This window comes from Actinophytocola sp. (assembly GCF_035762905.1).
Lineage (GTDB): Bacteria > Actinomycetota > Actinomycetes > Mycobacteriales > Pseudonocardiaceae > DASYTH01.
Window position 1 is genome coordinate 23084 of record NZ_DASUCC010000170.1, and the last position, 23453, is coordinate 46536.

26 protein-coding genes are annotated in these 23453 nt (G+C 70.7%); 20 read left to right on the plus strand and 6 right to left on the minus strand.

Translation table 11 applies throughout. The annotated features are described in order from the left end of the window. The first annotated feature begins 252 nt into the window (after positions 1-252). From tig to VFV67_RS36470, 5 genes are all read left to right on the plus strand, one after another. Complete coding sequence (tig, locus tag VFV67_RS36450; RefSeq protein WP_326475288.1) at positions 253-1653, plus strand: trigger factor; 1401 nt, start codon at positions 253-255, stop codon at positions 1651-1653. A gap of 107 nt (positions 1654-1760) precedes the next feature. Then, positions 1761-2360: an ATP-dependent Clp protease proteolytic subunit gene (locus VFV67_RS36455; RefSeq protein ID WP_326475289.1), complete on the plus strand. Its 600-nt coding sequence runs from the start codon at positions 1761-1763 to the stop codon at positions 2358-2360. Positions 2361-2394: 34 nt separating this feature from the next. Continuing rightward, complete coding sequence (locus VFV67_RS36460) at positions 2395-3027, plus strand: ATP-dependent Clp protease proteolytic subunit (protein ID WP_326475290.1); 633 nt, start codon at positions 2395-2397, stop codon at positions 3025-3027. Between the two features lie 223 nt (positions 3028-3250). Further along, positions 3251-4549 carry an ATP-dependent Clp protease ATP-binding subunit ClpX gene (clpX, locus tag VFV67_RS36465; RefSeq protein ID WP_326475291.1) on the plus strand — a complete coding sequence of 433 codons (1299 nt, stop codon included), beginning with the start codon at positions 3251-3253 and terminating at the stop codon, positions 4547-4549. A gap of 83 nt (positions 4550-4632) precedes the next feature. Next, complete coding sequence (locus tag VFV67_RS36470) at positions 4633-5226, plus strand: RBBP9/YdeN family alpha/beta hydrolase (protein ID WP_326475292.1); 594 nt, start codon at positions 4633-4635, stop codon at positions 5224-5226. Here the strand turns inward: VFV67_RS36470 and fdhD are convergent. Next, positions 5160-6020: a formate dehydrogenase accessory sulfurtransferase FdhD gene (fdhD, locus tag VFV67_RS36475; RefSeq protein ID WP_326475293.1), complete on the minus strand. Its 861-nt coding sequence runs from the start codon at positions 6018-6020 to the stop codon at positions 5160-5162. The genes VFV67_RS36470 and fdhD overlap by 67 nt on opposite strands. A gap of 87 nt (positions 6021-6107) precedes the next feature. Between fdhD and VFV67_RS36480 the strand changes: the two genes are divergently transcribed. From VFV67_RS36480 to VFV67_RS36490, 3 genes are read left to right on the plus strand one after another with little or no spacing between them, the layout of a single operon-like run. Continuing rightward, a complete protein-coding gene (locus VFV67_RS36480; protein ID WP_326475294.1) occupies positions 6108-6686 on the plus strand; it encodes a winged helix-turn-helix domain-containing protein in 579 nt (192 codons plus the stop codon). 18 nt (positions 6687-6704) lie between these two features. Beyond that, a complete protein-coding gene (locus tag VFV67_RS36485) occupies positions 6705-6875 on the plus strand; it encodes a hypothetical protein (RefSeq protein WP_326475295.1) in 171 nt (56 codons plus the stop codon). 21 nt (positions 6876-6896) lie between these two features. Continuing rightward, positions 6897-8453, plus strand: a complete 1557-nt coding sequence (locus VFV67_RS36490; protein WP_326475296.1) for an NAD(P)/FAD-dependent oxidoreductase — start codon at positions 6897-6899, stop codon at positions 8451-8453. Here VFV67_RS36490 and VFV67_RS36495 read toward each other — a convergent pair. Beyond that, a complete protein-coding gene (locus VFV67_RS36495; RefSeq protein ID WP_326475314.1) occupies positions 8450-9142 on the minus strand; it encodes a GntR family transcriptional regulator in 693 nt (230 codons plus the stop codon). The genes VFV67_RS36490 and VFV67_RS36495 overlap by 4 nt on opposite strands. Positions 9143-9237: 95 nt before the next feature. Between VFV67_RS36495 and VFV67_RS36500 the strand changes: the two genes are divergently transcribed. Next, a complete protein-coding gene (locus tag VFV67_RS36500; RefSeq protein WP_326475297.1) occupies positions 9238-9690 on the plus strand; it encodes a VOC family protein in 453 nt (150 codons plus the stop codon). On the opposite strand, the gene VFV67_RS36505 is transcribed toward VFV67_RS36500, so the two are convergent. Further along, entirely contained in the window at positions 9668-9940 is a 273-nt protein-coding gene (locus tag VFV67_RS36505) for a mycoredoxin (RefSeq protein ID WP_326475298.1), read from the minus strand. The two genes, VFV67_RS36500 and VFV67_RS36505, sit on opposite strands and share 23 nt — an antisense overlap. Positions 9941-10047: 107 nt before the next feature. On the opposite strand from VFV67_RS36505, the gene VFV67_RS36510 reads away from it, so the two are divergent. Together VFV67_RS36510 and VFV67_RS36515 are read left to right on the plus strand one after the other, a co-directional pair. Continuing rightward, positions 10048-10227 carry a hypothetical protein gene (locus VFV67_RS36510; RefSeq protein WP_326475299.1) on the plus strand — a complete coding sequence of 60 codons (180 nt, stop codon included), beginning with the start codon at positions 10048-10050 and terminating at the stop codon, positions 10225-10227. After that, positions 10217-11578: a hypothetical protein gene (locus tag VFV67_RS36515; protein WP_326475300.1), complete on the plus strand. Its 1362-nt coding sequence runs from the start codon at positions 10217-10219 to the stop codon at positions 11576-11578. Before VFV67_RS36510 ends, VFV67_RS36515 begins: the two co-directional genes overlap by 11 nt. Positions 11579-11585: 7 nt before the next feature. Here VFV67_RS36515 and VFV67_RS36520 read toward each other — a convergent pair whose 3' ends face one another. Then, positions 11586-12452, minus strand: a complete 867-nt coding sequence (locus VFV67_RS36520) for a hypothetical protein (protein ID WP_326475301.1) — start codon at positions 12450-12452, stop codon at positions 11586-11588. A gap of 292 nt (positions 12453-12744) precedes the next feature. On the opposite strand from VFV67_RS36520, the gene VFV67_RS36525 reads away from it, so the two are divergent. From VFV67_RS36525 to VFV67_RS36535, 3 genes are all read left to right on the plus strand, one after another. Continuing rightward, entirely contained in the window at positions 12745-15375 is a 2631-nt protein-coding gene (locus VFV67_RS36525; protein WP_326475302.1) for a valine--tRNA ligase, read from the plus strand. Between the two features lie 4 nt (positions 15376-15379). Then, positions 15380-16732, plus strand: coding sequence for a bifunctional tetrahydrofolate synthase/dihydrofolate synthase (folC, locus tag VFV67_RS36530; protein WP_326475303.1), 1353 nt, complete (start codon positions 15380-15382; stop codon positions 16730-16732). A 73-nt stretch (positions 16733-16805) separates the two neighbouring features. After that, entirely contained in the window at positions 16806-17165 is a 360-nt protein-coding gene (locus tag VFV67_RS36535; protein ID WP_326475304.1) for a DUF4233 domain-containing protein, read from the plus strand. On the opposite strand, the gene VFV67_RS36540 is transcribed toward VFV67_RS36535, so the two are convergent. Both VFV67_RS36540 and VFV67_RS36545 read right to left on the minus strand, forming a co-directional pair. Next, positions 17162-17521, minus strand: coding sequence for a GntR family transcriptional regulator (locus tag VFV67_RS36540; protein ID WP_326475305.1), 360 nt, complete (start codon positions 17519-17521; stop codon positions 17162-17164). The genes VFV67_RS36535 and VFV67_RS36540 overlap by 4 nt on opposite strands. Further along, positions 17518-18291 carry a hypothetical protein gene (locus VFV67_RS36545; protein WP_326475306.1) on the minus strand — a complete coding sequence of 258 codons (774 nt, stop codon included), beginning with the start codon at positions 18289-18291 and terminating at the stop codon, positions 17518-17520. Before VFV67_RS36545 ends, VFV67_RS36540 begins: the two co-directional genes overlap by 4 nt. Positions 18292-18399: 108 nt before the next feature. Here VFV67_RS36545 and ndk point away from each other — a divergent pair, with 108 nt between their 5' ends. From ndk to VFV67_RS36575, 6 genes are all read left to right on the plus strand, one after another. Next, positions 18400-18810 carry a nucleoside-diphosphate kinase gene (gene ndk / locus VFV67_RS36550; protein WP_326475307.1) on the plus strand — a complete coding sequence of 137 codons (411 nt, stop codon included), beginning with the start codon at positions 18400-18402 and terminating at the stop codon, positions 18808-18810. Positions 18811-18861: 51 nt separating this feature from the next. After that, positions 18862-19794: an ABC transporter ATP-binding protein gene (locus tag VFV67_RS36555; RefSeq protein WP_326475308.1), complete on the plus strand. Its 933-nt coding sequence runs from the start codon at positions 18862-18864 to the stop codon at positions 19792-19794. A 13-nt stretch (positions 19795-19807) separates the two neighbouring features. Next, positions 19808-20623 carry an ABC transporter permease gene (locus VFV67_RS36560; protein WP_326475309.1) on the plus strand — a complete coding sequence of 272 codons (816 nt, stop codon included), beginning with the start codon at positions 19808-19810 and terminating at the stop codon, positions 20621-20623. Between the two features lie 11 nt (positions 20624-20634). Beyond that, positions 20635-21492, plus strand: coding sequence for an ABC transporter permease (locus tag VFV67_RS36565; RefSeq protein ID WP_326475310.1), 858 nt, complete (start codon positions 20635-20637; stop codon positions 21490-21492). 82 nt (positions 21493-21574) lie between these two features. Further along, complete coding sequence (locus VFV67_RS36570) at positions 21575-21988, plus strand: DoxX family protein (RefSeq protein WP_326475311.1); 414 nt, start codon at positions 21575-21577, stop codon at positions 21986-21988. Positions 21989-22018: 30 nt separating this feature from the next. Then, the coding region (locus VFV67_RS36575; protein ID WP_326475312.1) for a TIGR03960 family B12-binding radical SAM protein at positions 22019-23453 on the plus strand (1435 nt) is incomplete at its 3' end.

Consider the following 23453-nt stretch of genomic DNA (forward strand, 5'->3'; position numbering starts at 1 on the left):
GAAATTGGCTTGGCTCCACGATTCTCGGTGCATAATGCGTGTGGTCAATCGCGCGTTCGGCCGGACCGGGCACACCCGCATCGCCCAATTCACATGCACATAACTGCCGGCCCTGTCCCCCGAACAGGGGTGGTAGCGGCCCGGAGTGATTACCCGGCGCGCGGGTGGAGGGGGTCACTCGCCTAGACTCAGGGCCTGGCCCGCGGTCTCGATCCCGTCGGGCGCTCATCCATGCACTGCGAGGAGAACACGTTGAAGAGCACCGTCGAGCACCTCAGCCCGACGCGGGTCCGGATCAACGTCGAGGTGCCGTTCGACGAGCTCAAGCCGAACTTCGACCGGGCTTACCGCAAGCTTGCCCAGCAGATCCGCGTGCCGGGTTTCCGTCCGGGCAAGGCCCCGGCGCGGGTCATCGAGTCGCGCATCGGCCGCGCGCCCATCCTCGACGAGGTGGTCCAGGAGGCCATCCCGTCCAAGTACATGGAGGCCGTCACCAACAGTGAGATCCGTGCCATCGGCCGGCCGGACATCGAGGTGACCAAGATCGAGGACGGTGACCTGGTCGCGTTCACCGCCGAGGTCGACATCCGCCCCGAGATCACCCTCCCGGCCTACGGCGAGCTGTCGGTCGCGGTCGACGACCTCGAGCTCACCGACGAGGAGGTCGACGAGCAGCTGGACGAGCTGCGCGCCCGGTTCGGCACCCTGACCGGGGCCAACCGCCCGGCCGAGACCGGCGACTTCGTCTCCATCGACCTGTCCGCCGCGGTCGACGGCGAGGACGTGGCGGACGCCCGGACCTCGGGCCTGTCCTACGAGGTCGGCTCCGGCAACCTGATCGAGGGGATCGACGACGCGATCGTCGGCGCCGACCAGGGCGAGGTGCGCACCTTCACCACCAAGCTGCTGGCCGGCGAGCACGTCGGCAAGGACGCCGAGGTCACGGTGACCGTGCAGTCGGTCAAGGTGCGCGAGCTGCCCGACGCCGACGACGAGTTCGCCCAGCTGGCCAGCGAGTTCGACACGATCGACGAGCTGCGTGCGGACCTGCGGCAGCGGCTGTCCCGGGTCAAGCAGATGCAGCAGGGCGTGCAGGCCAGGGACAAGGTGCTGGAGGCGCTGCTGGAATCGATCGAGGTGCCGCTGCCGGAGGCGGTGCTGAACGCCGAGATCGAGTCCCGCAAGCACGACGCGGTGCACGTCTTCGACCACGACGACGCCAAGTTCAACGAGTTCCTCGAAGCGCAGGGCAAGACCCCCGAGGAGTTCGACGAGGAGCTGCGCGCGGACGCCGAGAAGGCGGTCAAGACCCAGCTGATCCTGGACTCGATCGCCGAGGCCGAGCAGATCGGCGTGAACGACAGCGAGCTGACCGAGCGGATCATCTACCAGGCCCAGCGGTTCGGCATCAGCCCGGACGAGTACGTCAAGCAGGCCCAGGAGTCCGGCCAGCTCGGGGCGATCTTCGCCGACGTCCGGCGGGGTAAGGCGCTGGCGACGGTCGTGCGGCAGGCGGTGGTGACCGATGCCTCCGGCAACACGGTCGACCTCGAGGAGCTGTTCGGCCGGCCGGAGCCGGCCGCGGAGGAGGCGCCGGAGGCGGCGGTCGCCGAGGATCCGGCGCCGGACACTGAAGGCGCGGTCAACAAGTAGTGACGCTGTAAGCGAACGTGGGCGGTGTCGGGCACTCGGCGCCGTCCACCTTGGTTAATGTCGATTGCGTGAGATCGGCTCAAGTTCCCGGAAGAAGGCAGGCAGAGGTGCACCCCACTCCGCACATGCGGTCCGCGACCGCGGGGCTCAACTTGAACGACTCGGTGTACGAGCGGCTGCTCCGGGAGCGGATCGTGTTCCTCGGCTCGGAGGTCGACGACGACATCGCGAACCGGATCACGGCGCAGCTGCTGTTGCTGGCCGCCGAGGACCCCGAACGCGACATCATCTTCTACATCAACTCGCCGGGCGGCTCGGTGACCGCGGGCATGGCCATCTACGACACCATGCAGCTGGTCGAGCCGGACGTGCAGACCTGGGCCATGGGCCTGGCCGCCTCGATGGGCCAGTTCCTGCTGTCCTCCGGCACGCCGGGCAAGCGCTACGCCCTGCCGCACGCCCGGATCATGATGCACCAGCCGTCGGCCGGGATCGGCGGCACCGCGTCGGACATCGCCATCCGCGCCGAGGTCTACGCGAAGTGGAAGCTGGAGATGGCCCAGATCACCGCCCAGCAGACCGGCCAGCCGCTGGAGAAGGTGATCGCCGACGGGGACCGGGACGCCTGGTTCACCGCCGAGGAGGCCCGGAACTACGGCTTCATCGACCACGTCGTCACCCGCGCGAACCAGGCTCCGGGAGCCTGACGGCCGCGCCGCGTACATCACAAGGAGTGTCCAAGTGAGTGAGCTTCATCTCCCACAGTCCCGATACGTGCTGCCGTCCTTCGTGGAGCGCACCAGCTACGGGGTCAAGGAGTCCAACCCGTACAACAAGCTGTTCGAGGAACGGATCATCTTCGTCGGCGTCCAGATCGACGACGCCTCGGCAAACGACGTGATGGCCCAGCTGCTGTACCTGGAGTCGGTGGACCCCGACCGGGACATCACCATGTACATCAACTCGCCGGGCGGCTCGTTCACCTCGCTGATGGCGATCTACGACACGATGCAGTTCGCCCGGCCCGACGTGCAGACCTTCTGTCTCGGCCAGGCCGCCTCCGCGGCGGCGGTGCTGCTCTCCGCCGGCACCCCGGGCAAGCGTTACGCGCTGCCCAACGCCCGGGTGCTGATCCACCAGCCGTCCATGGAGGGCGCCTACGGGCAGGTCTCCGACCTGGAGATCCAGGCCAACGAGATCCAGCGGGTGCGCCGGTTGATGGAGACCACCCTGGCCCGGCACACCAACAAGTCGCCGGAAGACATCCGGACCGACATCGAGCGCGACAAGATTCTTACGGCCGAAGAGGCTAAGGAATACGGCATCGTGGACGAGGTGTTGGCTTACCGGAAGCTCTCGGCGGTCAAGTCCTGAACTCGGCCGTGGGTGAACCGAGCCGGACCACCTGATCGGCCTAATCCGGCCAGTCGCCGGTCTGGTTCTCCCACTCAGCCGGGGTTGGCAGGTACCGTCAAGGGCAAACGGGTTCGACCCGACCCCGGAATGCCGTGTTCGGCACGTCCGGCCGGGGGCGGCGGCCCGGCCATACAGCCAGGCGTACCAGCGGGTATGCCGGAGGGGACAGAGGTCAGCGGTCATGGCACGTATCGGTGACGGCGGAGACCTGCTGAAGTGCTCGTTCTGCGGAAAGAGCCAGAAGCAGGTGAAGAAGCTCATCGCCGGCCCCGGCGTGTACATCTGTGACGAATGCATCGACCTCTGCAATGAGATCATCGAGGAGGAGCTGGCCGAGGCCGGCGACGTCAAGCTCGATGAGCTGCCCAAACCCGCTGAGATCCACGATTTCCTCAACCAGTACGTGATCGGCCAGGACGAGGCGAAGCGCACGCTGGCGGTGGCCGTCTACAACCATTACAAGCGGATCCAGGCCGGCGACCGGACCAGGCCGGAGGGCCGCGAGGGCCGGGACTCGCACGAGACGGTCGAGCTGTCGAAATCCAACATTCTGATGCTCGGCCCGACCGGCTGCGGCAAGACCTACCTGGCCCAGACACTCGCGAAATTGCTCAATGTCCCCTTCGCGATTGCTGACGCCACGGCGCTGACCGAGGCCGGATACGTCGGCGAGGACGTCGAGAACATCCTGCTGAAGCTCATCCAGGCCGCCGACTACGACGTGAAGCGCGCCGAGACCGGCATCATCTACATCGACGAGGTCGACAAGATCGCCCGGAAGAGTGAAAACCCGTCGATCACCCGGGACGTCTCCGGCGAGGGCGTGCAGCAGGCGCTGCTGAAGATCCTGGAGGGGACCACGGCCAGCGTCCCGCCGCAGGGCGGTCGCAAGCACCCGCACCAGGAGTTCATCCAGATCGACACGACGAACGTGCTGTTCATCGTGGCCGGCGCGTTCGCCGGGCTGGAGAAGATCATCCAGGACCGGTGCGGCAAGCGCGGCCTCGGGTTCGGCGCGGAAATCCGGTCCAAGGCCGAGGTGGACGTCACCGACTTCTTCGCCGACACCATGCCCGAGGATCTGATCAAGTTCGGGCTCATCCCGGAGTTCATCGGCCGCCTTCCGGTGGTCGCCAGCGTGACCAACCTGGACAAGGACTCGCTCGTCAAGATCCTGACCGACCCGCGAAACGCGCTGGTCAAGCAGTATCAGAAGCTGTTCGAGATGGACGGCGTCGAGCTGGAGTTCACCGCGACCGCGCTGGACGCGGTCGCCGACCAGGCCATCCTCCGGGGCACCGGCGCGCGCGGCCTGCGCGCGATCATGGAGGAGGTGCTGCAGCCGGTGATGTACGACATCCCGAGCCGCACCGACGTGGCCAAGGTCGTGATCACCGAGCAGACGGTCCGGGAGAACGTGAACCCGACCATCGTCGCCCGCCAGCCCTCCCGCCGCGAGCGCCGCGAGAAGAGCGCGTAGGCGGCGACGGCGTAGCCGGACCCACCCTGGCGTGCGGCTTGCGGATGTGGGCCTGAACCCGGGTCTCGTGGTAGGCAATGGGCATGGCTGAGTTGCCGTACGTGCTGCTGGTGCACGGGCACACGGGGTCCGGTCCGAAGCACTGGCAGAGTTGGCTGGCCGGGGAACTGGCGCACGTGGGCGGGGCGGTGGACGTGCCGCAGTTCACCGAGCCGGATCATCCGAGCCTCGAGGTGTGGCTGGCGGAGCTGACCCATCATCTGGAGGCGGCGCCGGACGCGGCGGAGCGGGTGGTGCTGACGCACTCGTGCGGGTCGCTGCTGTGGCTGCACCACGCCGCGCGACTCGGCCGGGACCACCACGGGCCGCGGTTCGACCGGGTGCTGCTGGTGGCGCCGCCCGGGCCACGGTGGCACACGCCGGAGGTGCACGGGTTCAGCCCGGCGCCGCTGGACCCGGCCGGGATTCGCCGGGCCGCGGCGTGGACCCAACTCGTGGTGGGCGATGACGACGACGCCTGCTCGGTGGACGAGGCGGTGGACATGGCCGCCGCGCTGAAGATCGACCTGGACGTGATCCCCGGCGGCGCGCACCTGAACACGGCGGCCGGCTACGGCCCGTGGCCCGCCGTGCTGGACTGGATCGGCGACCGGCACACCCGGTTGGTCCCGGCGTAGACGTTCATGCTCTGGCCGCGCAGGAACCCGACCAGCGTGATGCCCTGTTCCACGGCCAGGTCCACGGCCAGCGACGAGGGCGCGGACACCGCGGCCAGCGCCGGCACCCCGGCCATGGCCGCCTTCTGCACCAGTTCGAACGAGGCCCGCCCGGACACCATCAGCACGGTGCCGGTCAGCGGCACCCGCCCGGCCAGCAGCGCCCAGCCCAGCGTCTTGTCCACCGCGTTGTGGCGGCCGACGTCCTCGCGCACCACCAGGACCTCGCCGCCAGCGGTGAACAGGCCGGCCGCGTGCAGCCCGCCGGTCGCCGAGAACACCCGCTGGTGGTCGCGCAGCGCACCGGGCAGCCCGACCAGCACCTCGGGCCGGATCTCCACCTGATCGCCCGCGGGGGAGTAGCGGGTGCGCAGCCGCACCGCGTCCAGCGCCGCCTTGCCGCACACACCGCACGAGGACGTCGTGTAGAAGTTGCGCTCCACGCCGGGGTCCGGGGGCGGCACGTGCCCGGCCAGGGCCACGTCGAGCACGTTGTAGGTGTTGCGGCCGTCCTCGTCGACGCTGTCGCAGTAGCGCGCCGTGCGCACGTCGCCCGGCTCGCCGATCACGCCCTCGGTGAGCAGGAAGCCATGCGCCAGCTCCACGTCGTTGCCCGGGGTTCGCATGGTGACCGCCAGCGCGCGCCCGTCCACCCGGATCTCAAGGGGCTCCTCGGCGGCGAGGACGTCCGGGCGGCGGTGTTCGCCCTCCGCGGAGAGCCGCAGTACCGGACGCCGCACCGTCACCCGTCCCATGCGCCCCAGCCTACGGAACCGGCATAGCAACACATGCTTCCAAAGAACTCTTGCGAAAGAAGTCCTTAGCAATATATGTTGTTAAGCATGCCGAGCAAGCCCCGCCGCACGATCACCGATCCCAAAGAGTTGCGCGCCCTGGCCCATCCGCTGCGCTGGAAGCTCCTGGAGCTGATCAACCGGGAGGGCCGGGCGACCGCCACCCAGTGCGCGCGCGAGGTGGGCGAGAGCGTGGCGAACTGCTCCTACCACCTCAACATCCTGGCCAAGTACGACTACATCGAGGCGGCCGAGGGCGGGGCTGGCCGGGAGAAGCCCTGGCGGGTCGTGCACGAGGGGCACAACTGGACCGACCTCGGCCTGGACATCGAGGGCGCCCTGGCCGCCGAGGCGGCCAGTGAGGCCTATCTGGAGTTCTCCTTCGCCGAGATCCGCAGGCGGCTGCGGGTCGCGAGCCTGGAGCCGGACCACTGGCGCGAGGCAATCGGCGCGAGTGACAGCAACGAGTTCCTCACCGCCGCCGAGGTGCTGGCCATGCAGGAGGAGATCCGGGCAATCATGCAGCGGCACCGGGACCGGCGGGACAACCCGGAACTGCGCCCGGAGGGCGCCCGGCCGGTGCACTTCTTCCTGACCACCACGGTCCCACCGAAACCGGACAAGTAACCGAACTGGGAGGCAGTCATGGATCCGTTCAGGTCGCATCTGATGGCCGCGAGTCGCACCGAGGACTACCTGCGGGAGGCGGCCGCCGATCGGCGGGCCGGCCCGCTGCGCCGCCGCACCCGGGCCGAGACCGCCGCGCCCCGTCAGGGATCCCGGCCGCGCGAGGTCGCCCGGCCGGTCACCGCCTGATCCCCGGGTAGCGTTGCCGGCATGACCCGACGCTTCGACGTGGTGGTGGTCGGCGGGGGCCACAACGCGCTGGTGGCCGCCGCCTACCTGGGCCGGGCCGGGCGCTCGGTACTGATCCTGGAGCGGGACGACCACCTCGGGGGCGCCGCGGTCAGCGCCGAGGCGTTCGTCGGCGTGCCGGCCCGGCTGTCCCGGTTCTCCTATCTGGTCAGCCTGCTGCCCAGCCGGATCGTCGCCGACCTCGGTCTGCGGGTGTCGCTGGCCTCCAGGGGGGTGTCCTCGTTCACCCCGGCGATCCGGGCCGGGCGTCCGGTGGGCCTGCTGGTCGAGCGGGAACCGGGTCCGGCCACCGCCGCGTCGTTCCGCGCGCTCACCGGCTCGGACACCGAGTTCGGCCGCTGGCTCGACTTCTACGGCCGGCTCGGCGCGCTGGCGAAGGTGGTCGCGCCGACCTTGCTGGAGCCGTTGCCACGCAAGGAGGAGCTCCGCGCCGCGGTGATCGCGGCGGCCGGCGAACCGGTGTGGCGGCAGGTGTTCGAGGCCCCGATCGGCGAGGCGATCACCGAGACGTTCGCCGACGACCTGGTGCGCGGCGTGGTGGCCACCGACGGGTTGATCGGTACGCACACCTCGTTGCACGCGCCGGACCTGCTGGCCAACCGGTGCTTCCTGTACCACCTGATCGGCGACGGCACGGGGGAGTGGCGGGTGCCGGTGGGCGGCATGGGCGCGGTCACCGCCGAGTTGGTCCGGGTGGCCCGGGAAGCCGGCGCGGTCATCGCGACCGGAGCGGAGGTGACCAGGGTGGACACCGATGGGCGCTCCGCCGAGGTCGGCTACCGCACCGCGGACGCCGCGAAAACCGTTGCCGCACACCAGGTTCTGTCCGGGGTGGCGCCGCACGTGCTGGCCGGGCTGCGCGGCCGGCCGGCCGGCGCCCGGCCGGTCGGCTGCCAGTTGAAGATCAACGTCCTGCTCACCAGGCTGCCCGGGCTGCGCTCGGGCGCCGACCCCAGCCAGGCCTTCGCCGGCACGTTCCACCTGGACGAGTCCTATGTAGAGCTGGAGAACGCCTACCAGGCAAGCACTTCGGGAACGGTGCCGGAGTTCCCGCCAGGGGAGACGTACTGCCACACGCTCACCGATCCGTCCATTCTGGACCCCGAGTTGGTGGCGAAGGGCTGGCACACCCTGACGCTGTTCGGGCTGCACCTGCCGGTCGAACTGTTCACGGTGGACAACGACGCCGTGCGGGCCGACCTGGTAGAGCGCTATCTCGCCGGGCTCAACCGGCACCTGACCGAGCCGGTGCAGGACTGCCTGGCCCGCGACGCCGAGGGGCGGCCGTGCATCGAGGCCCGCACGCCGCTGGACCTGGAGGCCGAGTTGGCCATGCCGGGCGGGCACATCTTCCACGGGGACCTGGCCTGGCCGTTCGCCGAGGACGGGCCGGGCGGCTGGGGCGTGGAGACCGACGCGGGGAACCTGTTCGTCTGCGGGGCCGGCGCCCGGCGCGGTGGCGGGGTCAGCGGCATCGGCGGGCACAACGCCGCGATGGCCGCGCTGGCCGCCGGTTAGCGGCGGCCGGTCAACTCGCCGGCCATCCGGCCGACCAGCGCGCGCCGGGCGGAGTGCACGTGGTCCTCGGCCACCCGGGCGAGCGTCTCGGTGTCCCGGTTGCGCAGCAGGGCCGCGATCTCGAGGTGCTCGGCGACCAGACGGGAGCGGTAGTCCTCGTCGCCGAGCCGGATTCGGGAGAGCTGGAACAGGTACACCTGGGAGCGCAGTCCCTGCCAGGCGTCGAGCAGCCGGCGGTTGCCGGCGGCGTGGTAGATCTGGTCGTGGAAGTCGATGTCCAGCGCGAGCAGCCGGTGGCCCTCGCTGCGCGCCGTGACCTGCTCGCCCATCGCCGCGACCGTCGAGTCCAGCCGGTCCAGTTCCGCAGCGGTCACCCGCTCGGCGGCCTTGCAGGTGGCCAGCCGCTCCAGCGCGGCGCGCACCGAGTAGACCTCCTCGATGTCGGTGACCGTGAGGTCGATCACCCGGGTGCCCCGGTGCCAGGCGCTCTGCAGCAGCCCCTCGTGCTCGAGCATGGCCAGGCCCTCGCGGACCGACCCGCGGCTGACGTCCAACGCCTCGGCCAACTCCACCTCGCGCAGGGCGGCTCCGGGCGCGAACAGCCCGGAGAAGATCGCCTCCCGGATCCGGTCCGCTGCCTCTTCGGCCAACCCCCGGCGCTGGGCTTTACCGATCGTCCGTGGCGTCATCACCAGCACACTTTAATGCAATCGGGTCAATGTCAACATTTGGACAAGATAGGATTGCGCGGCACGCGGAGATCGACTGTAGGAGGAGACCGGCGATGACCCAACCCGCCGCCATGCCCAGCTTCCACCTGGCCATCCCGGTCGACGACATCGACCGGGCGCGGGAGTTCTACGGCGGCGTGCTCGGCCTGCCCGAGGGGCGCTCGGCCGAGGTGTGGGTGGACTGGAACTTCTACGGCCACCAACTGGTCACGCACCTCGCGCCGGGCCGCGCGGTGACCGACGCCGGGCACAACCACGTCGACGGGCACGAGGTTCCGGTGCCGCACTTCGGTCTGCTGCTGTCCACACCGGACTTCCACGGGCTGGCCGAGCGGCTCCGGGCGGCCCGGATCCCGTTCGTGATCGAGCCGTACCTGCGCTTCGCCGGAGAACCGGGCGAGCAGTGGACGATGTTCCTGCGGGACCCGGCCGGCAACGCGCTGGAGTTCAAGTCGTTCAGCGACCAGTCGCAGGTGTTCGCGACTACGCCGCGAGCTGCGCCTTGACCTCGGCCAGCGTCGGGTTGGTCAGCGCCGTCCCGTTCGGGAAGTGCACCGTGGGCACCGTGGCGTTGCCGCCGTTGACCCGCATCACGAACTCGGCCGCGTCCGGGGTGCGCTCGATGTCCACCTCGACGTAGGCGATGCCGTCCCGGTCGAGTTGTGACTTCAGCCGGCGGCAGTACCCACACCAGCTCGTCGAGTACATGGTCAGCGTCAGCGGTGCTTCGGTCACGTCCCGCACAACACGCCCCACCGTGGAAATATGCCCAATTCCAGCCGCACCGCGGTCGACGTGGATTGCACCATCGTTCGCCCATCGCGCTCTGGTGCGCCGGGTGCCCGGTGGCAGAGGATGTGGGGGTGAACGATCCCGCCGAGGCGCTGCGGGCCATCCGGGCAACCTGGGACCGGGCCACCCGGGGCTGCGGCGAGGCGTGCGGGATGGATGTCGTCGAGCGGGCCTACGCCGAGATGCAGGCCGCCTGGTTCGACGAGCTCGGCGTGCACATCGCGGTTCTCGGACGCGCCGATGGCGAGTAGCGACTACCACCAGGTGACCACCCTGGTGCAGCGGCTCGGCCGGCTCCTCAACCCGGTGACCCTGGTCGAGTTGATCCGCGAGGTGATCGCGGCCGTCACCGACCCCCCGCCCGGCGACCCGGCGGCGCTCGAGGCGCTGGCGCAGGCGTATCGGACCGCGGCGCAGGACCTGCGGCCGCTCACCCCGGCGCGGGTGCCCACCGCGTTCACCGAGGCCGCGGCGGCCCTGGACGACCTGGCCGAGACCGTGCGGGAGCAGCGCCGCCGGCACACCGAGCTGCGGCTGGCCCTGCGCGCCGCCGCGCACGACGCCACCCACGTCGGCGCCGCGCCGCTGCCCGACCCGACCGCGCTGGACGACGTGGTGCGCCGGGTGAACGAGCTGGTCGCGGTGTACACCGCCAGCCTGGACGCCGCGGACCGGGTGGCCAGCCGGTTCACCGACCTGGCCGGGCGGGCCCGGGCGGCCGCCGGGGTGGACGGCGGGCTGCCGCCGGCCGAGGCGGTCGTGCTCGCGGCCCAGATGGTGACCGTGCCGGGCATCGGGGACGGCTACGACGACGGCATCCTGTCCGCCGCCCAGCTCCGGCTGGCCGGCTGGCGCCGGGCCGGGCTCAGCCCCGCCGACCACGCGGCGTTCATCCGGCTGCTCGGCGACGCCGGCTCCGACGCCGAGCGCGCCTGGCTGCACAAGGCCCTGGTCGCCGGCCACCCGATGGCCGAGCTGATCGAGTTCGCCGGCACCATCCGGGATCGGGACACCGGGTGGCTGGACGCCCACCTGTCCCTGATCGACCGCGGCGGCACCGGAAACCAGAGCCGGCTGGCGCACGACGTCCGGCAGTACGAGGACACCACCTGCGGCACCACCTGCCTGATCATCACCAGGGCCGAGGCCGACCCGCTCTACGCCCTGTCGCTGACCGCCGGGGACTTCCCGGCCCGGTTCGCCGCCGAGCGGGCCCGGGTGCACGACGAGACCAACGTGCTGTGGCCCGAGGCGCTGGGCACCTCACCCCAGGGCATGGCCCGCTACCTCAGCGCCAACACCGGCATCCGGCACGACTGGCACCTGGTCGACGACACCGAGGCCCGGCGCATCTCGTCGGTGCTCCGCGAGATCGTCGCCGCCGCCGACCACGGCCACCCGGTCCCGGTCCTGGTCGGCGGCCCGGTGCCGCGGCACTACGTGCTGGTCGTCGGCCACTCCGCCGGCGACGTGCTGGTCTACGAACCCACCTCGGGCGACACCGTCCGGGTTCCCGGAGCGGACTTCCTGGCCGGCACCCTCCAGCCCAGGACCGGCTTCCCGCACATCCAGGCCGTCGTCCTCCCGGACACCGCGCACTGAGCACCGGTTACCGCGGGCACCCGCTGGTGGCGGGCAGGGGAGTGTCGATGTTGAAGTACGCCGCGCGATCCCCGCTCGGCGTGGTGGTCTTGCGTTCGGTGATCACCGGGGCGATGAAGCCCTTGCGATAGGCATCGCAGGCGATCGAGTAGGCGTAGCCGCCGGCCCGGCCGTACCACCAGCCGTGGCTGCCGGCGGCCCAGGAGTCACCGGCCCGCAGGATGTAGTCGACGTCGGCGCGGACCACGACCAGGGCGTCCATCAGGTCGGTGCTCGGCTCCGGGGCCTCGAAGGCGTAGACGAACAGGTAGTTGGTGTGCACGACCAGCTCGCCCGCCCCGCCGGCCTCCGGCCACATCCGGCCGGTCACCTTGGGTTCGACCGGGAGCAGCCGGGCGTCCGCCGCCACCATGCTGACCAGCGACTGGGCCTGCGCCTCGCGCCCGCTGCCGAACAGCGGCTCGAGCTGGCGGCGGGCGTCCGGAGCGAACGCGGCCAGGAACCGGCTCGGGTCGTGGGTCACCACGATGGCCGGGTCCAGGCGGCTGGTCACCAGCAGGGTGCGCACCTGGTCGAGGGCCGCGGCGACCTGGGGCTCACTGAACCCGCCGAGCGCGATCGGGGCCGGCGGCACGATGCCTGCGGCACCGTCCGGCCAGCTCGCGGCCGGGGTGCCGGCGAACGGCCGGGTCGGGTCGGCGGGCCGGGCCACCGGGTCGAAGCCGGGGGTCTGCTGGGCCGGTGCGGCGGGCGCGCCGCCGCCGTCGAACAGGCCGATCCGGCCGAGCAGCACCAGCACCAGGGTCACGGCGACGAGCACGATCACGCCGACCACCCAGCGTTCGAGGCGTCGCCGCCGCGCGATGCGCAGCATCTGCCGCACATCGGCGCTCGCCGCCTGCTCGACGCGGCTGTCCCACTCGGAGTCTCGCGACCCCGGACAGGTACTGGACTGACTGTGGTCCACCGGCTCCCGGTTTCCTAGCGCGGCCCCAGCCGTTTCTTCTCTGGTGCTCCCCTCATCGATCGAACCGAGGAAGGTGTTAGCAACCGCTGCGCCGTCCGGGCGAGTGCGGTACGTCGCATGCGCCCGCGTTTTCTGCCCTGGTCAGGGGAGTGTTAATCCGAATGAAGTAGCCCTCGGGCGGTTCGTAGACTTTGTTTCCGTGACCAACATCCCATCGCAGCGGCATACCGACCTTCCTTCGGCTTGGCAACCGGTCGAGGTAGAAGCGGAGCTGTACGAGCGGTGGGTGGCCGCCGGCTATTTCACCGCGGATTCGGCCAGCGCCAAGCCGCCGTTCTGCATCGTGATCCCGCCGCCGAACGTCACCGGCAGCCTCCACATGGGCCACGCGCTCGAGCACTCGCTGATGGACGCGCTGACCCGGCGCCGCCGGATGATGGGCGACGACGTGCTGTGGCTGCCCGGCATGGACCATGCCGGCATCGCCACCCAGAACGTGGTGGAGCGCGAGTTGGCCGGCGAGGGCAAGTCCCGGCACGACCTCGGCCGGGAGGCGTTCGTCGAGCGGGTCTGGCGGTGGAAGGCCGAGTCCGGCGGCATGATCCTCAACCAGATGCGCCGGCTGGGCGACGGCGTGGACTGGTCCCGCGAGCGGTTCACCATGGACGAGCGGCTCAGCCGCGCCGTTCAGACGATCTTCAAGCGGCTCTACGAGGACGGGCTGATCTACCGGGCCGAGCGGATCATCAACTGGTGCCCGCGCTGCCACACCGCACTGTCCGACATCGAGGTCGAGCACTCCGACGACGAGGGCGAGCTGATCTCGATCCGGTACGGCGACGGAGATTCCAGCGTCGTGGTGGCCACCACGCGGGCCGAGACGATGCTCGGTGACACCGCGGTCGCGGTGCATCCGGACGACGAGCGCTACCGGCACCTGATCGGCACCGAGGTGGTGCTCCCGCTCACCGGCCGGGTGGTGCCGGTGGTGGCCGACGAGCACGTCGACCCGTCGTTCGGCACCGGCGCGGTCAAGGTGACCCCGGCGCACGACCCGAACGACTTCGAGATCGGGCAGCGCCACCAACTGCCCGCGCTGATCATCATGGACGAACGCGGCCTGATCACCGCGCACGGCCCGTTCCAGGGGCTGGACCGGTTCGAGGCCCGCCCCGCGGTGGTCGCCGCGCTGCGTGAGCAGGGCCGGATCGTCGCCGAGAAGCGGCCCTACCTGCACGCGGTCGGGCACTGCTCGCGGTGCGACACCGTGGTCGAGCCGCGCCTGTCGATGCAGTGGTTCGTGAAGGTGGCGCCGTTGGCCAAGGCCGCGGGCGACGCGGTCCGGGACGGTCGCACCACGATTCACCCGGCCGAGTTGGCGAAGCGGTACTTCGACTGGGTGGACAACATGCACGACTGGTGCATCTCCCGCCAGCTCTGGTGGGGCCACCGCATTCCGGTCTGGTACGGCCCGAACGACAAGGTGGTCTGCGTCGGCCCGGACGAGGAGCCACCGCAGGGCGAGGACTGGCGGCAGGACCCGGACGTGCTGGATACCTGGTTCTCCTCGGCCCTGTGGCCGTTCTCGACGCTGGGCTGGCCAGAGCGCACCGCCGACCTCGACCGCTTCTACCCGAACAGCGTGCTGGTCACCGGCTACGACATCCTGTTCTTCTGGGTGGTCCGGATGATGATGTTCGGGCTGTACGCGATGGACGGTGTGCAACCCTTCGACCACGTGTACCTGCACGGGCTGATCCGGGACGCCAGCGGCAAGAAGATGTCCAAGTCCCGCAACAACGTGATCGACCCGCTGAGCTGGCTGGACCGCTACGGCGCGGACGCCACCCGGTTCACGCTGGCCCGGGGCGCGAACCCGGGCGGCGACATGGCTCTGGCCGAGGACTGGGCGGCCGGTTCGCGCAACTTCTGCAACAAGCTGTGGAACGCCAGCCGGTTCGCGCTGATGAACGGCGCCAGCACCGAGCTTCCGGTGCCGGATCGGGCCGCGCTGACCGACGCGGACCGGTGGATCCTGGACCGGACCGACGCCCTGGTGTCCGAAGTGGACGATCTGTTCGGCCGGTACCAGTTCGGCAAGGCGTGTGAGGCGCTCTACCACTTCACCTGGAACGAGTTCTGTGACTGGTACCTGGAGCTGGCCAAGGTGCAGATCGCCGCGGGGGAGGAGCGCGCCGGGTACACCAGGGCGGTGCTCGGTCACGTGCTCGACGTGCTGCTGCGGCTGCTGCACCCGGTGATCCCGTTCGTCACCGAGGTGCTGTGGACGGCGTTGACCGGCCGGGAGTCCGTGGTGGTCGCGGACTGGCCGAAGGCGACCGGTGTCGGACCGGATGTCGTTGCGGCGAACCGGATCGACGGGCTGCAGCGGTTGGTCACCGAGTTGCGCCGGTTCCGCTCCGACCAGCTTCTCAAGCCCGGGCAACGGGTTCCGGCCCAAATGTCCGGTATGGACGGTGCGGGCCTGGCGGGCCTGGAGTCCGCGGTGACCGCGCTGGCCCGGCTGGAGCCGGCCACCGAGTCGTTCACCTCGGGCGCCTCGCTCGAGGTGGCGTTGCCGGACGGCACGGTCACCGTCGAGGTGGACCTGTCCGGCACGGTGGACGTCGAGGCCGAGCGCAAGCGGCTCAGCAAGGACCTGGCCGCGGCGCAGAAGGAGTTGGCCCAGACCGAGGCGAAGCTCGGCAACCCGCAGTTCGCCGACCGGGCACCGGCCGACGTGGTCGCCAAGATCAAGGCGCGGCGGGAGTTGGCCGCGAGCGAGATCGCGCGGATCGAGGCGCGGATCCGCGCGCTGGCGGGTACCTGAGGCGATGGACGCTCCGGAGGATCTGCTCCAGGTCGAGTCCGAGCTGAACGCCCGGTGGCCGGAGACCAAGATCGAACCGTCGCTGTCCCGGATCGCCGCGCTGGTGGATCTGCTCGGCGACCCGCACCGGTCCTACCCGGTGGTGCACGTGGCAGGCACGAACGGCAAGACGTCCACCGCGCGGATGATCGACGCGCTGCTCACCCGGATCGGTCTGCGCACCGGCCGGTACACCAGCCCACACCTGCAGCTGGTGACCGAGCGGATCGCGCTGGACTCGGCGCCGATCGGCCCGGAGCGCTACGTTGAGGTGTTCCGTGACATCGAGCCGTACGTGGCCATGGTGGACCGGGCCGGGGATGTTCCGATGAGCAAGTTCGAGGTGCTCACCGGCATGGCGTTCGCGGCGTTCGCCGACGCGCCGGCCGAGGTGGCCGTGCTCGAGGTCGGGCTGGGCGGAACCTGGGACGCGACCAACGTGGCCGACGGGAAGATCGCGGTGGTGGGCCCGGTGAGCACCGACCACGTGGAGTTCCTCGGCTCGGACATCGAGGGGATCGCGGGGGAGAAGGCCGGGATCATCAAGCCGGGCTCGATCGCGCTGGTCGCCGAGCAGATCCCGGATGCGGCGAAGGTGATCTTCGAGCGGGTCGCCGAGGTGGACGCCACGGTGGCCAGGGCCGGACTGGAGTTCGGTGTGCTGCGCCGGGATGTCGCGGTCGGCGGGCAGCTGCTGAAGCTGCAGGGCCTCGGCGGCGCCTACGACGATGTCTTCCTGCCGCTGCACGGCGCCCACCAGGCGGCCAACGCGGCGCTCGCGCTGGCCGCGGTGGAGGCGTTCTTCGGGGCCGGGGCGCAGCGCCGGCTCGACCTGGACGCGGTCCGCGAGGGCTTCGCGTCCGTCGTGGTGCCCGGCCGCCTCGAGCGGATGCGCTCGGCGCCCAATGTGTTCGTCGACGCCGCGCACAACCCGCACGGCGCCCGGGCGCTCGCGGCGGCACTGGACTCCGAGTTCGGGTTCCGCCGGCTGGTCGCGGTGGTCGGGGTGATGGCCGACAAGGACGCCGCCGGCATCCTCGCCGAGCTGGAACCGGTGGTGTCCGAGGTGGTGCTGACCCGCAACTCCTCGCCGCGCGCAATGGACGCCGACGAGCTTGCCGGCGTGGCCCGGGACATCTTCGGCGAGGACCGGATCGCGGTCGAGCCACGGCTGGACGACGCGATCGAGACCGCCGTGCGGCTGGCCGAGTCGGCCGGCGACCCGAACGAGCCGCTGTCCGGCACCGGTGTGATCGCCACCGGCTCGGTGGTCACCGCTGGCGAGGTCCGGTCGCTGTTCGGCAAGGAACCCGCATGACCGGTACCCCCACGCCGTGCGTTCGGCGCGATGTCACGTTGCGCCCGGCCCAGGAACCGCATGAGGTGGCCGCGTGACGGCGCCGGATCCCCTGCGGTCGTTCCGTGGCGTGGTGGCGGCGACCCTGATCCTCGAGGGCATCGTGGTGCTGCTTGCGCTGCCGGTTGTGGCCAAGCTCGGCGACGGTTTGGCCACCTGGCAGGGAGTTCTGGTCGGCGCGCTGGCTTTGGCGCTGTTCCTGACCTGCGCGGTGGCCGGCCGGCCGTGGGGGATCGCCGTCGCGCTGGGCCTGCAGCTGGTGCTGATCGCCTCCTGGTTCGCGGTGCCCGCCCTCGGCGTGCTCGGCCTGGTGTTCGGGCTGGTCTGGTTGTGCCTGCTGTGGTTCCGGCGCGAGGTGGCCAAGCGGGTCGCGGAGTCCACTTCGGACTCCTAGGTCGCGGCGCCGAGCGCGGCCGTGACGATGCGCAGCGCCTCGGCCCGGCCGAGGCCCAGCGCGTGCACCTTCGCCGCGTACTCGCGGGCCGCCGTGGCCGCCGCGGCGCGGGAGGCGTCCCCGGTGGCGCCGACGAACGTGCCGGCCCGGCCGCGGGTGTCCACCAGCCCGGCGTCCTCCAGCTCGCGGTAGGCACGGGCCACCGTGTTGGCCGCCAGCCCGAGGTCGGCGGCCAGCCGGCGGACCGTGGGCAGCCGGGTGCCGACCGCCAGCGTGCCGTCGTTGATCTGCGTGGCGAGCTGCGAGCGGACCTGTTCGTAGGGCGGGACCGCCGAGGCGGTGTCGATGGTGATCATCGGACGGCCGGCTCGACCTTCCGGGCACACCGGGCGTTGCGTTCGGCTAAGTACCAGCACGCCCCCCCGGCAACCGCGTAGCCCAGCAGCGCCATGCTGGCCGGCGATCCGAGTCCGATCGTGGGATCCATGGCGAACATCAACGCAACGATGAGCACGTACGGCAGGGTGGCCCGGCGGGCGTCCTCGGTCCGCAGCGCGTCGTCGACCAGCAGCGATTCCGCGTCGTCGGCCAGGGACGGACGGCGCAGCGTGGTGGCCAGAGCCAGCCCGCTGAGTGCGCCCAGCACCGTCACGCCCGCCAGGAAGACCAAGGCGAGCCCCCGCGCGGTTCCGGGCGGCGCGAACATGGCCAGCGCCGTGCCGAGGAGCAGGCCGCCCCCGTAGACGGCGACGGCGGCCCGCAGGTGGGCCCGGCCGAGGACCCGCTCCACGCCGGCGGCCGCCGGATGCGCGGCCCGGGTCGGGTGGCCGGCAAGCAGCGGCCGCTCGACCCGGCGCTGCCACCAGAACCCGACCAGCATCCCGACGACGACGATGCCGATGATCCCGATCGACCAAGCCTGATTGGTGACCGGGTCGTCACCCCCGTGGACCAGGAACATCCAGGTGAGCAGGGCGATCACGCCGGCCAGCTCGGTGACGATCTCCGCTCGGGCGCCGCGCCGCCGCGCCTCCAGACGGCCCACGACGAGCGGGGACGGTTCGATCTCGAGCCGCTGGCGGCGCAGCCAGCACCGGGCTCGCTCCAGAGCCGCTTCCGTCGCCATCGCACGCCCCTTCTGTAGCAATCGATGTATCACCATCATGGGGCAAGACTTGGTACAAAGTCAACCCTCGATACGCTGCGGCCGAACCCCAATCGCGAAGGAGAGACGTTGAGCGAGCGCACCCTGGTCCTGGTCAAGCCGGACGGCGTCGGCCGTGGGCTGGTCGGGGAGGTGATCTCCCGGATCGAGCGCAAGGGCCTGACGCTGGCCGCCCTCGAACTGCGCACCGTGGACCGCGCGCTGGCCGAGCAGCACTACGCCGAGCACGCCGGCAAGCCGTTCTTCGAGTCGCTGCTGGAGTTCATCACCTCGGGGCCGCTGGTGGCGGCCGTGGTCGAGGGCCCGCGCGCGATCGAGGCGTTCCGTCAGCTCGCCGGCGCCACCGACCCGGTGAAGTCCGCGACCGGCAGCATCCGCGGCGACTTCGCCCTCGAGGTCCAGTTCAACATCGTGCACGGCTCGGACGGCACCGACTCGGCCGCGCGCGAGATCAAGCTCTGGTTCCCCGACCTGGGCTGACGGGGTAAACCGTTCGTCGGCTGTCGGTGGGTCGCTCTACCCTGCGAAGCCATGGGTGGGAACGGTCAGCTCGTCCACGCGCGGGATCTCGCCAAGCGGTTCGGTGAGTTCGAGGCCGTCCGCGGGATCGACGTCGAGGTCCGGCGCGGCGAGGCGTTCGGGTTCCTCGGCCCCAACGGCGCGGGCAAGTCCTCGACCATGCGCATGATCGGTTGCGTGTCGCCGCGCTCCGGCGGCGAGCTGAGCGTGCTCGGCCTGGACCCGGACCGGGACGGCCCGCGGATCCGGGCCCGGCTGGGTGTGGTTCCGCAGCTGGACAACCTGGACGTCGAGCTGACCGTGCGGCAGAACCTGCACGTCTACGGCCGCTATTTCGGCATGTCCCGGGCCCAGGTCCGGGAGAAGGCCGCCGAGCTGCTCGACTTCGCCCAGCTCACCGACCGGGCCGAGGACGAGGTCGAGCCGCTGTCCGGCGGCATGAAACGCCGGCTGACCATCGCCCGGTCACTGATCAACGACCCCGAGCTGCTGCTGCTCGACGAGCCGACCACCGGACTCGACCCGCAGGCCCGGCATCTGTTGTGGGACCGGCTGTTCCGGCTCAAACAGTCCGGCGTCACGCTCATCCTCACCACGCACTACATGGAAGAAGCCGAGCAGCTGTGTGACCGGCTGGTGGTGATGGACAACGGACGGATCGCCGCCGAGGGCAGCCCGGCCGAGCTGATCGCCCGCTACTCCACCCGCGAGGTGCTGGAGCTGCGGTTCCCGCCCGGCGAGGAAGAGGGCGTCGAGGCGACCGTCGCCGACCTCGGTGAGCGGGTCGAGGTGCTTCCGGACCGGGTGCTGCTCTACACGACCGACGGCGAGGCCGCGCTGGAGGCGGCGCACCAGCGCGGCGTGCGCCCGATGTCCAGTCTGGTCCGGCGCAGCACGCTGGAGGACGTGTTCCTGCGCCTGACCGGCCGGACGCTGGTGGACTGAGGGGACGGGAACGATGACCGAGGTGGCCGAACGGACCAGAGGGCTGGGCCGGGTGCCCGGCCCGGTCGCCGCGGCGTTCCTGGTGATGGAGGGCTACTGGACCTGGTACCGGCGCAACTGGCGGTCCTCCGCCGTGTCCAGCGTGGTGCAACCGGTGCTGTTCCTGCTTGCCCTGGGATTCGGGTTCGGCTCGCAGGTGCAGCCGGGCCCGGCCACCGGCGGGCTGAGCTACGTCCTGTACCTCACGCCGGCCCTGCTGGTGGCCACCGCCGTACAGATCGCCGCGTTCGAGTGCACCTACCCGGTGCTGGGCTCGTTCAAGTGGCAGGCCCAGTACGTCGCCATCGCGGCGACGCCGATCACCGCCCGGCAGATCGTCGCCGGCCAGCTCACCTGGGTCGCGGTGCGGATGACCAGCTCGCTGCTGGTCTTCGTGGCGGTGGCGGCGGTGCTTGGCGCGGTGACCGGCCCGGCGATTCTGATCTCGCTCGTGGTCGCGGTGCTCGGCGGAATGGCGATCGGGGCGCCGGTCACCGCCTACTCGGCCACGCTGGAGACCGAGGGGCCGTTCGCCGGCCTGTTCCGGTTCGTCATCCTGCCGATGTCGCTGCTGGCCGGGACGTTCTTCCCGGTCGACCTGCTTCCGGTCTGGATCCGCCCGCTGGCCTGGCTGACCCCGCTGTGGCATGGCACCGAGTTGGCCAGGGGAGCGGCGTTCGGCGGGCTGAACCCGTGGGCGGCGCTTGGCCACCTCGGCTATCTGGCCGCTCTGTTCGCGCTCGGCGCCGCCCTCGCGGTCCGGTTCTTCCGGCGCAGGCTGGCGAAGTAGGGGGAATCGCGATGACCGAAACCATGGCCGGGATCGCGGCGGGCCGGCCGGCCGGCGGTCCGCAACCGCGCGGGCTGCTGCTGCGCGTGCTGCCCACCGGGATGTACGCCGGCCGGGCGCGGATGCTGGTTGAGCGGTCGCTGCTGGTCAACCGGCGGACCTGGCTCGCCGTGGTCTCCGGGTTCTGCGAGCCGCTGTTCTACCTGGTCGCCATGGGTGTGGGCTTCGGCCGGCTGGCCGGCGATCTGGTCGGGCCCGGCGGGCAGCCGATCAGCTACGTGGCGTTCGTGGCGCCCGCGCTGCTGGCCGCGTCGGCGATGAACGGCGCGGTCTACGACGCCACTTTCAACATCTTCTTCAAGATCAAGTACAACCGGATCTACGAGGCCGTGCTGTCCACCCCGCTCGGCCCGATCGACGTCGCGATCGGCGAGATCGCCTGGGCGCTGCTGCGCGGCGGCCTGTACGCGGTCGGCTTCTTCGCGGTCATGCTCGGAATGGGCCTGGTCACCTCGCCGTGGGCGCTGCTGGTCGTGCCGGCCGCCCTGTTCATCGCATTCGGGTTCGCCGCGATCGGAATGGCGTGCACGACGTTCATGCGGTCCTGGCAGGATTTCGACCTGGTCCAGCTTGCCCTGATGCCGATGTTTCTGTTCTCCACGACGTTCTTCCCGCTCACCGTCTACCCACCGGCGATCCAGTTCGGCGTGCAGTGTTTCCCGCTGTACCACGGGATCGAGGTCATGCGCGCGCTGTCCACCGGCCAGGTCGACGGCTCGATTCTGGGGCACCTGGCCTATTTCCTGGTCATGGCTGCGGTCGGTCTGGTGGTGTCGGCCAATCGGCTGGGCCAGCTGCTCCTGCGATGATCGAATCATTTGCGAGGTGGATCTCGAACCGAGATAGTTGAACGGTTGACCGACCGCCTCGCCTCACCAGGAGGTTTGTGAAGTGGACGTCGTCGCCCTCATCGGACGCATCCTGTTCGTCCTGCTGTTCCTCGGCTCCGGGTACGCGCACCTGGCCCAGACCGAGGCCATGGCCGGCTACGCGGCGAGCAAGGGCGTGCCCGCGGCCAAGCTGGCCACCCAGATCAGCGGTGTGATGATGATCATCGGCGCGGTGATGCTGATGCTGGGCGTCTGGGCCGATCTCGGTGCCCTGCTGCTGGTCGTGTTCCTGATTCCCACCGCCGTGCTCATGCACGCGTTCTGGAAGGAGACCGATCCGCAGACCAAGCAGCTGGAGATGATCCAGTTCCAGAAGGACATCGGACTCGCCGGCGCCGCCCTGCTGATCTTCGCGCTGATCGTCAAGCTCGGTCCGGACCTGGGCCTGACCGTGACCGACCCGCTGTTCGGATAGCGCGCGGAGCGCCGGTTACCCTGAATCACTGTGAGTGTGGAGTCGCTGTTCCCGAGGCTTGAGCCGCTGCTGCCCAGGGTGGCCAAGCCGGTCCAGTACGTCGGCGGCGAGCTGAACGCCACGGTCAAGGACTGGGACTCCACCACGGTGCGCTGGGCGCTGATGTACCCGGACGCCTACGAGGTCGGGCTGCCCAACCAGGGCGTGATGATCCTCTACGAGGTGCTCAACGAGCAGCCCGACGTGCTGGCCGAACGCACCTACGCGGTCTGGCCCGACCTCGAGGCGTTGCTGCGCGAGCACGGCGTGCCGCAGTTCACCGTGGACGCCCACCGCCCGGTCGGGGCGTTCGACCTGCTCGGCGTCAGCTTCGCCACCGAGCTGGGCTACACCAACCTGCTCACCGCGCTCGACCTGGCCGGGATCCCGCTGCAGGCCGCGGACCGCACCGACGATCACCCGGTGGTGGTCGCCGGCGGGCACGCGGCGTTCAACCCGGAGCCGATCGCCGACTTCCTCGACGCCGCCGTGCTCGGCGACGGCGAGGAGGCCGTGCTGGAGATCACCGACGCGGTGCGCCGGTGGAAGGCCGCGGGCCGGCCCGGCGGCCGGGACGAACTGCTCACCCGGCTGGCCGAGAGCGGCGGCGTGTACGTGCCGCGGTTCTACGACGTCGGCTACCACCCGAGCGGAGCGCTGGCCGCGGTCACGCCGAACCGGCCGCGGGTGCCGGACCGGGTCGCCAAGCGCACCACGATGGACCTCGACGCCTGGCCCTACCCGGCCCGGCCGCTGGTGCCGCTGGCCGAGACCGTGCACGAGCGGATGAGCGTGGAGATCTTCCGCGGCTGCACCCGGGGCTGCCGGTTCTGCCAGGCCGGCATGATCACCCGGCCGGTCCGCGAGCGCTCGATCCAGGGGATCGGCGAGATGGTCGAGCGTGGCCTGGCCGCCACGGGGTTCGAGGAGGTCGGCCTGCTGTCGCTGTCGTCCGCCGACCACTCCGAGATCGCCGACATCGCCAAGGGTCTGGCCGACCGGTACGACGGGACCCAGACGGGCCTGTCGCTGCCCTCCACCCGCGTCGACGCGTTCAACATCGACCTCGCGAACGAGCTGACCCGCAACGGTCGCCGCTCGGGCCTGACCTTCGCCCCCGAGGGCGGCAGCGAGCGGATCCGCAAGGTGATCAACAAGATGGTGTCCGAGGAGGACCTCATCAACACGGTCGCCGCGGCGTACGGTGCGGGCTGGCGCCAAGTGAAGCTCTACTTCATGTGCGGCCTGCCGACCGAGACCGACGAGGACGTGCGCCAGATCGCCGAGCTCGCCAAGAAGGTCATCGAGACCGGTCGGCAGGTCAGCGGTCGGCGCGACATCCGGTGCACGGTCTCCATCGGAGGCTTCGTGCCGAAGCCGCACACACCGTTCCAGTGGTGCGGCCAGCTCGGTGCCGAGCAGACCG

Excerpts from the sequence above, each read along its gene's own strand:
- VFV67_RS36520 (WP_326475301.1), bottom strand. The coding sequence starts at position 12,452 with ATGCTGCGCATCGCGCGGCGGCGACGCCTCGAACGCTGGGTGGTCGGC.
- VFV67_RS36480 (WP_326475294.1), top strand. The coding sequence starts at position 6,108 with ATGCCGAGCAAGCCCCGCCGCACGATCACCGATCCCAAAGAGTTGCGC.
- fdhD (WP_326475293.1), bottom strand. The coding sequence starts at position 6,020 with ATGGGACGGGTGACGGTGCGGCGTCCGGTACTGCGGCTCTCCGCGGAG.
- VFV67_RS36555 (WP_326475308.1), top strand. The coding sequence starts at position 18,862 with ATGGGTGGGAACGGTCAGCTCGTCCACGCGCGGGATCTCGCCAAGCGG.
- VFV67_RS36515 (WP_326475300.1), top strand. The coding sequence starts at position 10,217 with ATGGCGAGTAGCGACTACCACCAGGTGACCACCCTGGTGCAGCGGCTC.
- VFV67_RS36495 (WP_326475314.1), bottom strand. The coding sequence starts at position 9,142 with ATGACGCCACGGACGATCGGTAAAGCCCAGCGCCGGGGGTTGGCCGAA.
- VFV67_RS36560 (WP_326475309.1), top strand. The coding sequence starts at position 19,808 with ATGACCGAGGTGGCCGAACGGACCAGAGGGCTGGGCCGGGTGCCCGGC.
- VFV67_RS36490 (WP_326475296.1), top strand. The coding sequence starts at position 6,897 with ATGACCCGACGCTTCGACGTGGTGGTGGTCGGCGGGGGCCACAACGCG.
- VFV67_RS36500 (WP_326475297.1), top strand. The coding sequence starts at position 9,238 with ATGACCCAACCCGCCGCCATGCCCAGCTTCCACCTGGCCATCCCGGTC.
- clpX (WP_326475291.1), top strand. The coding sequence starts at position 3,251 with ATGGCACGTATCGGTGACGGCGGAGACCTGCTGAAGTGCTCGTTCTGC.
- VFV67_RS36485 (WP_326475295.1), top strand. The coding sequence starts at position 6,705 with ATGGATCCGTTCAGGTCGCATCTGATGGCCGCGAGTCGCACCGAGGAC.
- VFV67_RS36565 (WP_326475310.1), top strand. The coding sequence starts at position 20,635 with ATGACCGAAACCATGGCCGGGATCGCGGCGGGCCGGCCGGCCGGCGGT.
- folC (WP_326475303.1), top strand. The coding sequence starts at position 15,380 with ATGGACGCTCCGGAGGATCTGCTCCAGGTCGAGTCCGAGCTGAACGCC.
- VFV67_RS36545 (WP_326475306.1), bottom strand. The coding sequence starts at position 18,291 with ATGGCGACGGAAGCGGCTCTGGAGCGAGCCCGGTGCTGGCTGCGCCGC.
- VFV67_RS36470 (WP_326475292.1), top strand. The coding sequence starts at position 4,633 with ATGGCTGAGTTGCCGTACGTGCTGCTGGTGCACGGGCACACGGGGTCC.
- VFV67_RS36540 (WP_326475305.1), bottom strand. The coding sequence starts at position 17,521 with ATGATCACCATCGACACCGCCTCGGCGGTCCCGCCCTACGAACAGGTC.